The organism is Brunnivagina elsteri CCALA 953, assembly GCF_002289455.1.
Classification (GTDB): Bacteria; Cyanobacteriota; Cyanobacteriia; order Cyanobacteriales; family Nostocaceae; genus Brunnivagina; species Brunnivagina elsteri.
In genome coordinates, this window is sequence record NZ_NTFS01000136.1 from 1 (window position 1) to 15,375 (window position 15,375).

General features: G+C 38.9%; 12 protein-coding genes and 1 pseudogene. 8 read left to right on the plus strand and 5 right to left on the minus strand.

Translation table 11 applies throughout. The features are described from left to right. Window positions 1-269: 269 nt before the first annotated feature. From CK510_RS13670 to CK510_RS13680, 3 genes are all read left to right on the plus strand, one after another. Window positions 270-1,415: a hypothetical protein gene (locus CK510_RS13670; protein WP_095722227.1), complete on the plus strand. Its 1,146-nt coding sequence runs from the start codon at window positions 270-272 to the stop codon at window positions 1,413-1,415. 125 nt (window positions 1,416-1,540) lie between these two features. Continuing rightward, on the plus strand, window positions 1,541-4,069 hold the full coding sequence (recG, locus tag CK510_RS13675; protein WP_095722228.1) for an ATP-dependent DNA helicase RecG: 2,529 nt from the start codon (window positions 1,541-1,543) through the stop codon (window positions 4,067-4,069). A gap of 61 nt (window positions 4,070-4,130) precedes the next feature. Then, complete coding sequence (locus CK510_RS13680; protein ID WP_245912139.1) at window positions 4,131-4,496, plus strand: DUF4351 domain-containing protein; 366 nt, start codon at window positions 4,131-4,133, stop codon at window positions 4,494-4,496. 143 nt (window positions 4,497-4,639) lie between these two features. Here the strand turns inward: CK510_RS13680 and CK510_RS13685 are convergent, their stop codons facing one another. Further along, on the minus strand, window positions 4,640-5,989 hold the full coding sequence (locus CK510_RS13685) for a hypothetical protein (RefSeq protein WP_095722230.1): 1,350 nt from the start codon (window positions 5,987-5,989) through the stop codon (window positions 4,640-4,642). Window positions 5,990-6,439: 450 nt separating this feature from the next. Here CK510_RS13685 and CK510_RS13690 point away from each other — a divergent pair, with 450 nt between their 5' ends. The 5 genes and pseudogenes from CK510_RS13690 (at window position 6,440) to CK510_RS31020 (ending at window position 11,850) form a co-directional block, all read left to right on the plus strand. After that, window positions 6,440-6,934, plus strand: coding sequence for an ureidoglycolate lyase (locus tag CK510_RS13690; protein WP_095722231.1), 495 nt, complete (start codon window positions 6,440-6,442; stop codon window positions 6,932-6,934). A 204-nt stretch (window positions 6,935-7,138) separates the two neighbouring features. Continuing rightward, window positions 7,139-7,666 (plus strand): DUF4330 domain-containing protein, encoded by a 528-nt coding sequence (locus CK510_RS13695; protein ID WP_095722232.1) that lies wholly within the window; start codon window positions 7,139-7,141, stop codon window positions 7,664-7,666. 278 nt (window positions 7,667-7,944) lie between these two features. Continuing rightward, a pseudogene (locus CK510_RS13700) lies at window positions 7,945-9,261 on the plus strand (sensor histidine kinase); the annotation flags it as partial. A 32-nt stretch (window positions 9,262-9,293) separates the two neighbouring features. Beyond that, window positions 9,294-11,582 (plus strand): hybrid sensor histidine kinase/response regulator, encoded by a 2,289-nt coding sequence (locus CK510_RS13705; RefSeq protein WP_095722234.1) that lies wholly within the window; start codon window positions 9,294-9,296, stop codon window positions 11,580-11,582. Beyond that, entirely contained in the window at window positions 11,575-11,850 is a 276-nt protein-coding gene (locus CK510_RS31020; protein ID WP_143289299.1) for a hypothetical protein, read from the plus strand. The genes CK510_RS13705 and CK510_RS31020 overlap by 8 nt, the downstream gene beginning before the upstream one ends. Before the next feature lie 95 nt (window positions 11,851-11,945). Here the strand turns inward: CK510_RS31020 and CK510_RS13710 are convergent, their stop codons facing one another. The 4 genes from CK510_RS13710 to CK510_RS13730 form a co-directional block, all read right to left on the minus strand. Continuing rightward, window positions 11,946-12,152, minus strand: a complete 207-nt coding sequence (locus CK510_RS13710) for a hypothetical protein (RefSeq protein ID WP_095722235.1) — start codon at window positions 12,150-12,152, stop codon at window positions 11,946-11,948. A gap of 258 nt (window positions 12,153-12,410) precedes the next feature. After that, a complete protein-coding gene (locus CK510_RS13720) occupies window positions 12,411-12,830 on the minus strand; it encodes a QcrA and Rieske domain-containing protein (RefSeq protein WP_095722236.1) in 420 nt (139 codons plus the stop codon). A gap of 265 nt (window positions 12,831-13,095) precedes the next feature. Continuing rightward, window positions 13,096-13,905: an SDR family NAD(P)-dependent oxidoreductase gene (locus tag CK510_RS13725; protein WP_095722237.1), complete on the minus strand. Its 810-nt coding sequence runs from the start codon at window positions 13,903-13,905 to the stop codon at window positions 13,096-13,098. A 1,173-nt stretch (window positions 13,906-15,078) separates the two neighbouring features. Beyond that, window positions 15,079-15,375 (minus strand): class I SAM-dependent methyltransferase (locus CK510_RS13730; RefSeq protein WP_143289300.1); only part of this gene is annotated, 297 nt, incomplete at its 5' end.

The following is a 15,375-nucleotide window of genomic DNA, read 5'->3' on the forward strand; positions in this document are numbered from 1 at the left end:
CAACATTTGGGCTGAAATTCTTGCCCATCAAAGAAATTCAAGAATCAGTATTGTAATTAATTCTGTCTGGTTACTTACCAACACTATCACGCGAAGGGTGGGGAGAACCCACCCCTACAATTATGGAGAATTTATTTTAATAATAGATATTGGGAATTGGGAAAGATAAATAAACACTAACCATTAACTATTAACTATTAACTACGTTTTATAATAAAAGTACTTTTGTACCAAAAGATGCTGTTTTGTACTTAGTATGGATAGAGAATATGGCGAGAGCAATTGAGCGAATTGAGCGGGATATACAAGCATTAGAAGAGGCGATCGCACTTGTCGCCCAGGAGTTGTATGCTTCTTATACTGTCTATCTCACTTCATTAGGGCAAGCAGTACGCAAACAGTTAATTTTAGCTACTTATCATCTATGTACTCAGGGTTATCCTGAGGCTTTTATAGGTTTGTCCTTAAGTCAGCGACAAAATTTACAAAAGGCTATCCGCGATTTAGGAACACAGACAGCCGAACGACTGGTAAATTATTCAGCAGAGGAAAATGAAGCCTCAAATTCAACTAGTGGTGAAGAATTATTAACGTCAGATGGTTTAAATCATCAGGATTATTTAAATCATGAGATGGAAGTTGCGATCGCTTTTGAGATGGCAAATGAAGGATTGGAAGATAGTGAGGATGAAAGTCTAAATCCTCTAGCATTTGTGGAATTATCGCTGGATAATGAAAATTCTCCTTTCGAGATGGGAGAATTAGAAGATGAGGATGAGGATGATGAGGATGATGAGGATGAGGATGAGGATGAGGAAGGAGAAAAACTGACAAAAAAAGCGAGAGATAGAATACGAGCTTCGATATTATCGGCAAACTTCCCATTTTCAAAATTTACTCCACCTAAACCCTTGCCTTTTGCCAAAATTAATCCATCGAATCCGATTGAAATTAGCCAATGGCAGCAAAGCATCGAAATAACATCACAATTTGCGCTAAAAAAAGCCTCACGGGAGGCAAATTTATTGATCCAAAAATCTGGAATTTTGCCAAAAAGCTTACCAGAACCGATTTTAGAAGTAGCTGCGGCTGCATCTGAAGCTTCAGCCCAAGTGATGCCAGGACCACCCAATCTGATTAACTTAGTTATAGAAGTTGATGATTCTATGCGTTCGCGTAGCGGTTCTGTTGAGGAAGGAAAACCACGTCGTGGTAACCTGACGCAAATTATGGCTATTAACCTGCGACTGGGTGAAATTGAATTTGCAGATTCTGTGCTTTCTGGCAAACACAAACAAATTCGGATGGTGGTGGGGCAATTACAAAAACTGCGTCGCGATTATATGAAGAAGCAACGGGAACGTGCGATCGCAGAAGCGGAAGGTGCATGGCGTGCGAGTTGGTTTGAAGATTAAATAGTTAAATACAGTTAGGAGTTAGGAATTATGAGTTATGAGTTGTATATCGTCGTTAACTATTAGCAATTAACTATTAACTATTAACTATTAACTATTCCCAATTACCTATTAACTATTAACTAATGATTGAACAGCCAGATTGGTTACGATTACAAAAAGCTCTTACCATCGAAGCTGAACAAGGCTTCACCGATTTGATGGGGAGACAATACCGCTTTAGCGAATTTTTGTGTTTAACATTCGGAAAATTACCCGCAAGTTTGTCAAGCGATCGCGATGATATTCCACAGCAGTCGCATCGCGATCGCTGGCAGCAATTAGCACAAGAATTCGCCAATTATCCCAATCTGGATATGGAAGCACGTCAAAGTTTAATTGCCCAAACTCGACGCTACATCTACCAGTTGCAGCAATTGGAAGCAGGAGGAGAGGGAGAGAGAGGGGGAGAGAGGGGAAATAATATTTCTAATCCCACAATCAAAACTCCTCAATCCACAATCCAAAATCCAAAATCCCCTATAGTCAGCGAAGTTAGTAAACTGTTAGCTCCGGGAATTGACCAAAAACTCAGCGAAGTTGCTGAAATTGGACCCCGTAGAGCCGATAAATTAGCGCGTCTGGGTTTATACACCGTTCGCGACCTGCTTTTCTATTATCCCCGTGACCACATCGACTATGCAAAACAAGTCCAAATAAGCGAATTACAAGCAGGGGAAACGGTAACAATTGTCGCAACGGTCAAAAGTATTAGTTGTTTCACCAGTCCCAAAAATCAAAAATTAACCATCCTAGAAATGCAACTGCGGGATAATAGCGGACGTATCAAATTTAGCCGTTTCTACGCAGGTGCTAGATATGCCAGTCGTGGATGGCAAGAAAGTGTCAAGCGGCTATATCCAGTGGGAACGATGCTGGCTGCCTGTGGGTTAGTTAAAGAAAGCAAATATGGCAAAACCCTAGACAACCCGGAACTCGAAGTTTTGGCACAGCCTGGTGACGCAATTGAATCATTAACAATTGGACGTGTCGTCCCAGTTTACGCACTGACTGAAGGTGTCGTTGCGAACCTAGTCAGAGAAGCCGTAGCCGCAGCAATGCCCGCAACCCATCATCTCAAAGACCCTTTACCAAGCGGTTTACGGCAAAAATATAACTTGATGGAACTCAAAGATGCGATCGCAAATATCCATTTTCCCCCCGATAGCGATTCCCTCCAAGCATCCCGTCGTCGTCTCGTATTCGATGAATTTTTCTACCTACAACTAGGTTTACTCCAACGTCAGCAAAGAGCCAAACAAGTCCAAACTCAGGCTATATTTGCCCCTAGCGGTGAGTTAATCGAAGAATTTTACAAAATTTTGCCGTTCGAACTTACGGGGGCACAGCAGCGTGTCGTCAATGATATTCTCGACGACTTACAAAAAAACGTACCGATGAATCGCTTGATCCAGGGTGATGTGGGTTCGGGGAAAACTGTTGTTGCGGTGATTGCGATCGTTGCTGCTATCCAGTCCGGGTATCAAGCGGCACTGATGGCTCCCACGGAGGTATTAGCAGAACAGCATTATCGGAAGTTAGTGAGTTGGTTTAACCTTTTACATTTACCAGTGGAATTACTGACTGGCTCGACAAGAGTTGTCAAAAGGCGACAAATTCATGCTCAGTTAGAGACGGGGGAATTACCTGTATTAGTGGGAACACACGCTTTAATTCAAGACCCAGTAAACTTTAATCGTCTGGGCTTGGTTGTAATTGATGAACAGCACCGCTTTGGGGTTGAACAAAGGGCAAAATTGCAACAAAAAGGCGAACAACCCCATGTATTAACAATGACAGCTACGCCGATTCCCCGCACCCTGGCGCTAACGATTCACGGGGACTTGGATGTCAGCCAAATCGACGAGTTACCACCAGGACGACAAGCGATTCAAACTACGGCATTAATGGCGAGTCAGCGTAGCGATGCTTACGATTTGATGCGGCGGGAGATTGCCCAGGGAAGGCAAATTTATGTGGTTTTGCCCTTGGTGGAAGAATCGGAAAAATTGGACTTGCGATCGGCTGTGGAGGAGCATCAAAAGTTACAAGATGCGATTTTTCCCGAATTTCAAGTTGGCTTGCTGCATGGACGGATGAGTTCGGCAGATAAGGATAGAGCGATTACTAAATTTAGGGATAAAGAAACGCAAATTTTGGTTTCGACTACTGTTGTGGAAGTGGGGGTGGATGTGCCAAATGCCACGGTGATGATGATTGAACATGCGGAGAGATTTGGGTTATCGCAGTTGCATCAATTGCGGGGAAGGGTGGGACGTGGTGCGGCAAAGTCCTATTGTTTGTTGATGAGCAGTTCTAAAAGTCCCGATGCACAGCAAAGGTTGAAGGTGTTGGAACAATCCCAAGATGGATTTTTTGTATCGGAAATGGATATGCGTTTTCGAGGTCCTGGTGAGGTGTTGGGGAAAAGACAATCTGGTGTAGCCGATTTTACTTTAGCAAGTTTGGTTGAGGACGAGGAAATATTAATTTTGGCGCGACAAGCTGCGGAAAAAGTGATAGAAATAGATGTTAATTTAGACCGTTTGTATTTGATGAAGCAAGAGTTGAAGTTACGGTATGAGCGGTTAATGGGTGGAGCAATTTTAACATGAGAATAAATCACGATAGATTATTTAAAGAACTAATCTACGACTCAACAAAGCACGAATGAAGATGATTTCGGGATTTGTTGATACCTATTTGCGCTTAAATGCAGAAGAAGAACAGCTTTTCAAAGCTGAAATTGCTAGATTTGAACCAGTAAAGCAAGAGGAAGTTATGGAAATTGTTACAAATTGGATGCAAGAAGGGATAGAGCGAGGGAAATTGGAAGGGAAATTGGAAGGGAAATTAGAAGGTGAGTTTGCAATAATTAGCCGTCAACTTAATCGTAGGATTGGTTTAGTTACACCTGAGTTACAAGAAAGACTTAAACAATTATCAACTATGCAGTTGGAAGATTTGGCAGAGGCATTATTTGATTTTTCTAGTATGGATGATTTATTAACTTGGTTGAATGGACTGCAAAGGTTAGATTAATTGATAATACTGCTCGGTTAAGCCCTTTTTGGCTATCCTAAACAACGATGTTTACAGATTACTTTACTGTAGGTTTGGTTAGGTGCATGATGAATATTTGGAGTTTTGAAACCTAGTAATTTGCACCGAAACTCAACATTAAATTAACTATCTCCACATCCCATAAGCTGAGGATATTTATCTAGAGAAAACTCATTTTTTATCAAATGAGAAATCTTTTTACTTGCTTCGGGAAGTGCAAAATTCATAAGTAAATTAATAGATTTTTTTTCAATCATCCCGTCTTGAGGATTTGGATGTCCTAACTTATGCAATATTTCACTAAGTAGAATTGCCGAGCGTGAAGAGTGAATATTGAAAGTTAATCTATCTTCACCAATAAAACGTATATACCAATCATAGTCATCTATTGTTCTCAAAGGAATAAATTCTTTTCCCTTAACAATTTCAATATTTCCAATGGCATGTTTAAATAATTTTCTGAAATTATCTAAACTATCATCCCAAATTATTTCATCGGATGAGAATAAAATGTCAAATTCATGCTGTTTTTTAAACTCTAATCCTTTACGAAGGCTACGATTTAATAGAACATACTGGTAAAGTATCTCAGGCATTGCTACAGCAATATCATATAAACTACGTCCTTGACAAAATGCATATGCTTCACTACATATTTCATTGATTAATAAGGTAATATCCTTAGTTGCAAAACTTGAATAATTTCCTCCTTTTGCTTCAAATGCATCCGCTTTCGCTCGTACACTAAAAGCTAAAGCTACAAACAAAGGTAATCTTTCAGCTTTTCCTATTTCTATTCGATTAAGTTGAGTTCGCAGCCAAGCTTCTAAATCTTCTGCTCTTTCAATTAGTTGGTCTGCTTCTAATAACTCAGGTAACATATAAGTAAATCGTTCATATACCTTGAGTAATTTAAAAGTTCTAGTTTCAAACTCTTCGCGTTTTCTTAATGCTTCTATATCTTTCACTTCTTCAACAACATCTTGAAAGCCTGTACGCATCTCCTCACGGAGAATAATCATATTTTCTGCAAAATTATTTTGATTTGACACTAATAACTCAAGTGTTCGATGTTGAACACTGAGAGCATTGTGGATGCTGTTAAAATATGATTGAATTTGTTCCTGATTTCTATCTAATTTATTTTCTAAATCTTTAACACCTAATTGAATATTTTTTTCTAAGTCTTCAAAACCTGAATGGATATCTTCATGAACTCGCTCTAATTTCTTTTTTAGTTTACGAAGTTGAGTAGCATTATATATACCAACACCAAGATTGAGTATATTTAATCCAAGATTAGCAATATTTAGCATATCTAAACCACCTGGTTGAACAGATTGTATTGTTTCTCCACTTGCTTTATGTCGCGTACACCAAGTACCTGCACCACGAGTAACCACTTCATAATCTGAAGCATCTCCTCCCTTAAATAGATATGGTGCTGGTTTTTGAATAAAAGGATTAGCCATGTTTATTTGTTAAATGGACTTATTTCTAGTATTCCCATCTGCTATTGCAAAAATGTCATATATCAGAAGTTTTTTTTATAAAAGCAATGATATCGTTACTAATAATTCTGTAACTTAGCAATCCTATTTGATTTGTGAAAATATAGATAAGGAGATAAACCGCCAAGTACGCTAAAACGCCAAGGGAAGAAGGAATAAAGAGATATATAATTTTCATGAATGATTGAGGTTTGCTATATGGCTTTTTGTTTGGATATAATAGCAGTCTGTGTTCAATGTAAGTGAGGGCAAACAACCGTTGGTTCCCCTACGGTGTTCTCGATTACAATTTGTATTCAAATAGATGAATAGTTGCTACTATGTTTATTATTATTGATATTGCTTTTGGTTATTATTAAAATTTTTTAAAGCCGTAAAATATCAATTTATTTATCACTGGTGAAATTAATTATGACAATATCAAAGATTCGACAACAAATTCAAGCTGAGTTAATCACAACAGAAAATTTTCAGGCATATGGACAGGTTATTTCTGCGAGTCAAGATGGAAAAGGTTTTGATTATAGAGATGCTCAATTAGTACTCGATAAAGGTACTCCTCGTTTTTATATTATGCGCTTGCAAAAACGGGGTAAAAAATTTCATACTATTACAAGACATATTCAATGTACTCAGTGTTTGGGAGCTTTGGCAGGAAAAGATTGGTTAATTGCTGTTTGTCCATCAAATAATCAGGTTAATGAGCCAGAATTAGCAAAGATGAAAGCTTTTAAAATTCCGGGAAATTGTTTTATTAAATTAAATGTGGGAACTTGGCACGCTGGACCATATTTTAATCATGATGTGGTAGATTTTTATAACTTGGAGTTGAGTGATACGAATGTTACTGACCATTTCACTCACAATTTTTTGAATAGTCACCAAATCGAGTTTGAGATTGTTTAGTTGTTGTTTCAGTTGTCCAATAGCTTGATGGGTTGCTAACTCATTTACAAAAATTAAGATTTTCTAGTTCTTGATATTGTCGGGGATATTAGTTTTGAATGAGTCATATTCAGAAATAGAAGCTAATATTGTTTAATAGCGAATGTTATCTATCTTGATGCAGTCGCTTGTGATATTTTTGGCAAACTTAGACACTTATTTAAGATGGTTGTTTTGAGTTTTAAAAGTCGCATTCATAGACGTTTCAGCTATATTGTCGGACGTTTTTTGTTGGTGTTTATACTGCTATTGGTAAGTGTTATTTGTTCTTCTGCTTTACCCGTCGCGATCGCACAAGCGAATCCTTTGCTGCAACCAGTTGAGGTTGATGTCTTGATTCAAGGGATGGGAGTTAGTAAACCGCAAGTTCTGTTGGAGGGTGGTTTGAAAGCTGGTGCTAGTACAAGTGTGACGCTTCGCAATCAACCGGAAGGTGCAATGAATATTAAGTCTGTGAAGCAGTTGCCAATTGCGATCGCAGTTCCCCAACCTGATGGTTCGGTAAAGGAGTTACCCGACCCCAAAAATAATTATAAGGTGGATTTGCTGATTACTTTGACGGGTAAAGCTCAAGTTCAAAAGCAAGGTTTATTTTTTGGCAAAAGTCAATTGAAGGTTGGTACTCCGACTGAGATTGAGGGTTTTAGTTATTTGTCGAGAGGCAGTGTAATTGATGTCAGGGTGCTTAATTGAACACAAATTAGGGTAGGGATATAAATTAGGACAGGGATATAAATTAGGACAGGGATAATAAGTCAGGGCAGGGATATAAATTAGGACAGGGATATAAATTAGGGCAGGGATATAAATTAGGGCAAACAACCGTTTGCCCCTACAATATTCTTAATCGCAAACTGCGAACCGCTATAAATATGGATATAGATAGTCTCAGTCGCACAGAATTATTAAATCGTCTCCGTATTGCTGAGAAAGAATTGCAGAATTTGAAACGTGATATACCGGAGACATTAAACCTCGCTTATCGCAATTTTGTTGAAGAAGAGTTAAAAGCTCAAATTTTGCGATCGCAACTTTTAACAGAAATTTCGCTGAAAATTCGTCAGTCGTTGCAAACTGATGAGATTCTGCAAACTACCGTTACCGAAATCCAAAAATTACTCCAAGCTGATCGACTTTTAATATTTCGACTTTGGAGTGATGGAACAGGGGTTGTAGTCCAAGAATCTGTGGTGCCAGAAGTGATGTCAATCTTGGGGAAAACAATTCGCGATCGCTGTTTTACTGATGAACTTCAAGAACCTTATAAACGTGGCAAAGTTAGTACGATTCCCAATGTATTAGAAGCGGATATTAGCGCTCCTCATCGACAATTATTAGAAGGATTTAACGTCAAATCCAACCTAGTTGTCCCAATTTTACAACGGGAACAACTTTGGGGATTACTCATTGCTCATCAATGCGATCGCGTCAGAACTTGGAACAGCGCGGAAACCGAATTGTTACGGCAATTAGCAACCCAAATTGGTATTGCTTTATCCCAAGCTCAACTCCTCGAACAAGAAGTTAAACAACGGGAAATACTCGCTAATTCTAACACTGAACTCGAACAATTTGCCTATGTCGCATCCCACGATTTACAAGAACCATTAAGAATGGTGACAAGTTATTTACAATTGCTCGAACGTAGATACAAAGATAAACTCGATCCTAAAGCCGAAGAATTTATTGGTTATGCCGTTGATGGTGCAAAAAGGATGCAAATCTTAATCGACGATTTATTGAGTTTTTCCCGTATTAGTAGCAAAGGAAAATCCTTGACATGGGTAGATTGTAATCAAGTATTCGTACAAGTAATTTCCAACTTAAAAATAGCGATCGCAGAAAGTAATGCAATTATTAAGTGTGAACAAATATTACCCCAGATTTTTGCCGATACAACCCAACTTAACCAATTATTTCAAAATTTGATTGGTAATGCCATCAAATTTCACAGGGAAATATCCCCAATTATTGAGATTGGATTTTTGAAAAGAGAGGAACAAATAGAAACTTCTTCCCCATCTCAATACTTTGTTCCTTCTACCCCTTCCTCCTATCTCTTCTGGGTACGCGATAATGGAATAGGTATCGAACCTCAATATTGCGATCGCATTTTTGAGATTTTCCAAAGGTTACACGGAAAAGCCCAATATCCCGGTACTGGTATTGGATTGGCAATTTGTAAAAAAATCGTAGAACGTCATGGAGGAAGTATCTGGGTTGAGTCTGAACTAAATCAAGGAACGACAATATTTTTTACGATTCCAGAAATAACAGAGATTTCATAATGAATAATACATTCACTGCCCACTAAACTAAAATGTTACGTCCATCTCTCAAAGTACTACTGATTGAAGATAATCCCGGAGATGTTTTCCTACTGCGGGAACTCTTAGCGGATGTGAGTTCTTTCCAATTTCAATTAATATCTGCCGAATCTTTGCGGAATGCACTTAATTATATCGAAAAAGAAAGCTTTGATGTGATTCTTTTAGACCTTTCTTTGCCCGACAGCCAAGGGTTGGAGAGTTTTGTGAAAATTCGCGATCGCGTACCTTCTATCCCAATTATTGTGCTTACTGGTATCAATGATGAAACCTTAGCACTGAGGGCAATGCAAGAAGGGGCACAGGATTATTTGCTCAAGGGGCAAGTTAATGGCGATTTGTTGGTAAGATGTATGCGCTATGCCATCGAGCGTCAGCTTTCTGAAGAAGCTTTGCGACATAGTGAAGAGCTATTTCGGGTAGCTTTAAAAAATTCCCCAATTGTGGTTTGTACACAAGATAGAGAATTACGCTATACCTGGATATATAATGGGACGGTTGGATTTAATAATGGTGATGTTTTAGGAAAATTAGATTCTGATATCCTTAATGATGAAGATTGCCAACGATTACAGGATATTAAACAACGGGTTTTAAATACTGGTGTGGGAATCAGAGAAGAAGTATCTATTACTACTGATGGTGAAGCTCGATATTACGACTTAACTGTGGAACCGTTGCGAAATGAATCACACGAAGTAGTTGGAATTACTTGTGCGAGTATAGATATTAGTGAACAGCAAGCTGCCCTACGCGATCGCAAATTAACCGAAGATAAAATCCACCAGCAAGCAGCTTTGCTCGATGTTGCTACCGATGCAATTTCAGTACGGGATTTAGAAAATCGAATTTTGTTTTGGAATAAAGGGGCAGAAAATATCTATGGTTGGCAAGCTGAAGAAGTTTATCAGCAAAATGCTAGCGAAATACTATATAGAGAAACTCCCCCCGAAGTCGAAACCGCACTATTAACGGTGATTAGTAAAGGCAAATGGCAGGGAGAATTACATCAAATAACTAAAAACGAGCAAAATATATTAGTTGAAAGTCGCTGGACATTAGTTTGCGATCGCGATGGCAAACCCCAATCAATTCTCACTGTTGATACCGATATTACTGAAAAGAAACAACTCGAATATCAGTTTTTTAGAACCCAACGTCTCGAAAGCATCGGCACTTTAGCAAGCGGAATTGCCCACGATTTAAATAATATTCTCACACCAATTCTAATTAGCGCTCAAATGCTGCCCTTGAGATTTCCCGAAGTTGACGAACGGGATATGCAGATGTTTGAAATTCTTGAAGAAAGTGCAAAACGTGGTGCAGAACTAGTCAAGCAGGTATTATCATTTGCACGAGGAGTTGAAGGTAAACGTATTAGCTTGCAAATCCGGCATTTGATTCGAGATATTAACAAAATTCTCAAAGAAACATTCCCCAAATCTATCAATCTCTGCGTTGATATTCCTTCTTCTTTATGGATGGTATCTGGAGATGCCACGCAATTACACCAAGTAATCATGAATCTCTGCGTTAATGCACGCGATGCCATGCCAGAAGGGGGAATGTTAAGCATAACTGGTGAAAATGTCGTCATCGACGAAAATTATGTCCGCATGAATTTAGAAGCCAAAGTCGGAGCTTATACTGTAATTACTGTCACAGATACGGGTAGTGGTATTGCCGCAGAAATTAAAGAGCGCATATTTGAACCATTTTTTACTACCAAAGAATTAAGTAAAGGTACTGGTTTAGGACTTTCTACTGTAATTGGAATTATTAAAAGCCACGGTGGATTTATTACTGTTTATAGTGAAGTCGGTTTGGGTACTACTTTTAAAATTTACTTACCTGCAACAGAAATTACAGAACTAGAATTAGAACCCGATTTAAAACCCCTTGCGGGAAATGGGGAATTAATCTTAGTAGTAGAAGATGAAACTTATATTCAGGAAATGACTAAAGCATCCCTAGAAAGCCAGAATTACAAAACCTTAATTGCCAGTGATGGGATTGAAGCGATCGCTCTTTATGCTCAACATATGGCAGAAATTAGTGTGGTAATTATGGACATGATGTTGCCATTAATGGACGGAATCACAGCCATTCGCACTTTAAAGAAAATTAATCCTCAAGTTAATATTATTGCCACAAGCGGGTTAATATCCAACCGTAAACTCGCGGATATTTCTAGTACAGGGGTGAAACTATTTTTACCCAAACCCTACACTATTAAAGAATTACTATTGAATTTACAACAAGCTTTAAAAAACATTGAATAATCTCAGAAAACCCGGTTTCTCCCCCAGGAAAAAACCCCAATTAGCACGACTTTCCCAGAAACCCAATTTCTATCATCACGAGAAAACCCCGAATACCTCCACATCATCAATTACAAAAGGGAAAAACCCGGTTTCGATTGGTGATGCGATCGCAGCAGAAACTTACTTGATTTTCACATTTTACAAGTCGCCTCTGGGCGGGTGGTTCCGGGTGTGGAATTGCCCTTTGGTGTACCTGTGGAGGGTGATTTTGGTGGTGCTGGGTTGACATTTGTTTGTCCAAGTATCTGCGCTGTCAGTATTAATACAGCAGGACAGATAAACTTGAAGAATCTTTGGGTTATTTTCATACCTGATTTTAGTTTAATGACCTCTTCCCGGTTTGCAATCGGCAAAACCTAATGCTTCCGTATCGAGAAAACTTGCGATCGCCATTTCCACTACTGCTTCTACTGGATACTCAATTTCCGCAGCACGATTAATTAAAGCCTCTCGAATGCGATCGGGTAAAAGCCCTAATATAACTTCTGTGTCTGCACTTGTTAGTTTCTCTTGAGTTTTAGCTTGCATAAATTCACCTTTCGGGTGGGATTTGGACGTTGCAAGGAGGTTCGGTAGCCCTGAGAATAATTGCTTCTAGCTCCAATAGTAACCCAGGGTTATCCCAGTAAGAAATTGGCTCAATTGCAATACGAATATCTTTATCACTGTTGCGAATGGTGATACTCTAGCTTTGCATCAAAATTTGGCGTTTGCGTAGCGTGTCCGTGGCGAAGCCTGCCTGAAGGCTTAGGATTTATGCTACCTTCATGAAGTTTAGGTATGAATTTAAGATTTTAGGACTAAAACCCCGTCTCCCTCAATTTTAACCGCATAAGTTGCCAAGGGTTTTGTAGCAACTCCTTGTAAAACCTTGCCATCTGCTGCAAATGTGGATTGATGACAGGGGCACAAAAATTTATTTTCTGTTGCCTTCCAATCAACCTTACAACCTTTGTGAGTACAGGTAGGATTGACAGCAACGAGATTTTTGATTTTTGATGTACCTACGACCAAAACTGCACCTACAGGTGATTTTTCATTTAGTAGCTGACCAGTTTTATCCAATTCGGCTACTGTACCAATCTTTTGCCAGGATGAAGATGTAGCCGTTGTTGATTTTTCAGAACTGCAAGCTGCGATCGCAATTGGAAGAGAAGAGGCTATTCCACCGATACCAAATAAAGTTATAAAATCACGACGATTCATAAAACGTTAAATTTTTGCTTATTTTTACTCTTCTGTCTAATCTTAACTAATACCATTTTTATGTGAAGTTGCATATTATTTCCACCCCATAGACGGATGGGGAATTCCGCGAGTTTGGTTAAAATTAATTCTGCTTAGGACTTCCATAAGATAAAGTCTTCAAATCATATACTTACCAACACTATCATGCGAAGGGTGGGGTCTCCCCACCCCTACAATTGTGGAGAATTTATTTTTTGGTGTTCCCTTATACCATTTTAAAATATTATGCTCTTCGCATTTGTGGATAATATTTGGCTCGACGTGAAGGTAGTGGAGCAGACATGAGTAAAACTTTCTCCAACAACCAAGGAGCAATCCGGTTACACCAGACTGCTAAATGACTTTGCCAACCCACCAATATTTCTGATGAATCTCTTTGTAATCCGGTAATCAGCGCATCAGCGACTTGTTGAGTAGTCATAGGCACAACCCAACGGAATAACTGTAAATCTCGCACCATATCAGTATCAGTGAGTGATGGTAGTAACCCGACAACACGGATGTTGTGTGCTGCGAGTTCACCACGCAAAGCTTGAGTAAATCCAACGATCGCAAATTTGGTAGCAGAGTAGGTTGCCATTGTCGGAGCTGCAACTTTACCCATCAAACTAGATACATTGACAATAGAACCTTCCCTCTGTCTCACCATCCGTCGTGCAACCAAACGAGTAATTGAGTACATTCCGACTAGATTAGTTTCCAATTCTTCTTGAACATCAGAAAGCTTAGACTCTAAAAAAGGAGTCTGATGTGCAACTCCAGCACAGTTTACCAGTAAATGAATTGGTCCGTAATCTCTCCAAGCTTTTGCGATCGCAATATTCACGGAAACTATCTGAGTTAAATCTAAAGGCAAAAGCACCACTTCTGTTCCCAATGCTTCAATCTCGGCAGCAACTTCAGCTAACCGTTGATGATTTCGAGCGACTAACAATAAACGCTTCACTTTTTGCTTTGCCAACGAAACCGCGATCGCATGTCCAATTCCACGGGATGCTCCAGTCACTAAAGCAGTTTTTCCTTGAATATCCATAGCTATAACCTCCTGAAACGTTAATATGTCAATGCACTATTTGTAATGCCGAGTAATTTTGTAGGGTTTTTTTGTCGAGTTTCATACAGACAAAGGCAAGAACAATATATAGTGAGACAAATTTTTACTCGTAATTTAGGGATGAATTGAACTGAACTGAATTGATTAGACTTCTTACAGAATTCTCAAAATTTAGACAAAACCGCGCTTTTGCCAGCATTAAATCACAATTAGTATTTAGTGAACCAAATAATTGAACCAAAGCTTAACAATGTTTTCCAGTCAAATTGCCAGCGAATTGGATTAAAATGGTGATGGCAAAAGATAAACATCGGAAACAGTAATCTTTTGCGGTTTAAAGGGTCTAAGAGCATCGCATTGCATTTTATAATCCATATCAAAAGTCTGATGGCATGGGTATAAAACCGAATTCAATGTTTTGCATGGATAATGAACCTCCCTTGTAAAGCAAATTACCAAAAATAACCTTACTTGCATACGCTAGCAACGGGATCGATAGCTTGCAACAAAAATTAATAAAAAAGTGTAATTGTTACATTTCGATGTGTTATTCTCATATTTTTTTGATAGCTACATCGGCTTATAAATATCCTGAAAGCTAGTTATTGAAATGAAGGTGAACTAGTTGTCCATGTTTTTTGAACTTAGATATTTATGAGAAAATCCCCATATTATTAAAGCGATCGCTACTTGGATTAATGGTAACAATAGTAACATTCAATCATATTCACCCTTGATTTGGGGTGTCGCCCCTTGGGATATTTTTGTGATTAGACATCTCCGGAAAAGACGTAGCATTGCGGAGGCACGACAAGGGTTCTGGGTAACGCATAATTAAATTCGGTCGATGTCTAGTGTACACACAAGTCTGTTTTCCCTGATACCTCGGAATTACCCCCCTTAATCCCCCCTTATAAAGGGGGGAAACTAGAAATCCAGTTCCCTCCCCTTACCAAGGGGAGGGTTAGGGTAGGGTTCTTTTATTTGGGGCAATTCGACTACTTGTGTGTACACCGTAGGATGGATTGGGGGAAATCAGAAATCCAGTTCCCTCCCTTTAGCAAGGGGAGGGTTAAGGTGGGGTTCTTTTATTTGGGGCTATCGGGGATGAACTTAACAATATTTAACCCTTAGTTAACACTCTCAATTACCTTACTTCCTGGCTTGGATTACTTGTAAACTACCACCTGCATGTAAAATTGGTTTTGAGACTGCAAATCCAGTTTCTGTGAGTAATTCAGGTAAATTAGTTTTAATTAATTGCCAAGCGGTTTCAGTTTCAAACAACCAGAAAAACACAGCTAAAGCAGGAATAAACAAAGGATTGGTGGGTTTATGAAAATCCACCAGCGCAAATACTCCACCGGGCTTCAATACGCGGTATACTTCTTTGAGAATATCTTGCAATTGTAGTGGTTGCATTTCGTGGAGGGCGACAGTAGTATGAAC

What these genes read in the sequence shown, in the direction of transcription:
- CK510_RS13670 (WP_095722227.1), top strand. Translation starts at nt 270, where the DNA reads ATGGCGAGAGCAATTGAGCGAATTGAGCGGGATATACAAGCATTAGAA.
- CK510_RS13720 (WP_095722236.1), bottom strand. Translation starts at nt 12,830, where the DNA reads ATGAATCGTCGTGATTTTATAACTTTATTTGGTATCGGTGGAATAGCC.
- CK510_RS13690 (WP_095722231.1), top strand. Translation starts at nt 6,440, where the DNA reads ATGACAATATCAAAGATTCGACAACAAATTCAAGCTGAGTTAATCACA.
- CK510_RS13680 (WP_245912139.1), top strand. Translation starts at nt 4,131, where the DNA reads ATGATTTCGGGATTTGTTGATACCTATTTGCGCTTAAATGCAGAAGAA.
- recG (WP_095722228.1), top strand. Translation starts at nt 1,541, where the DNA reads ATGATTGAACAGCCAGATTGGTTACGATTACAAAAAGCTCTTACCATC.
- CK510_RS13695 (WP_095722232.1), top strand. Translation starts at nt 7,139, where the DNA reads ATGGTTGTTTTGAGTTTTAAAAGTCGCATTCATAGACGTTTCAGCTAT.
- CK510_RS13710 (WP_095722235.1), bottom strand. Translation starts at nt 12,152, where the DNA reads ATGCAAGCTAAAACTCAAGAGAAACTAACAAGTGCAGACACAGAAGTT.
- CK510_RS13705 (WP_095722234.1), top strand. Translation starts at nt 9,294, where the DNA reads ATGTTACGTCCATCTCTCAAAGTACTACTGATTGAAGATAATCCCGGA.
- CK510_RS13725 (WP_095722237.1), bottom strand. Translation starts at nt 13,905, where the DNA reads ATGGATATTCAAGGAAAAACTGCTTTAGTGACTGGAGCATCCCGTGGA.
- CK510_RS13685 (WP_095722230.1), bottom strand. Translation starts at nt 5,989, where the DNA reads ATGGCTAATCCTTTTATTCAAAAACCAGCACCATATCTATTTAAGGGA.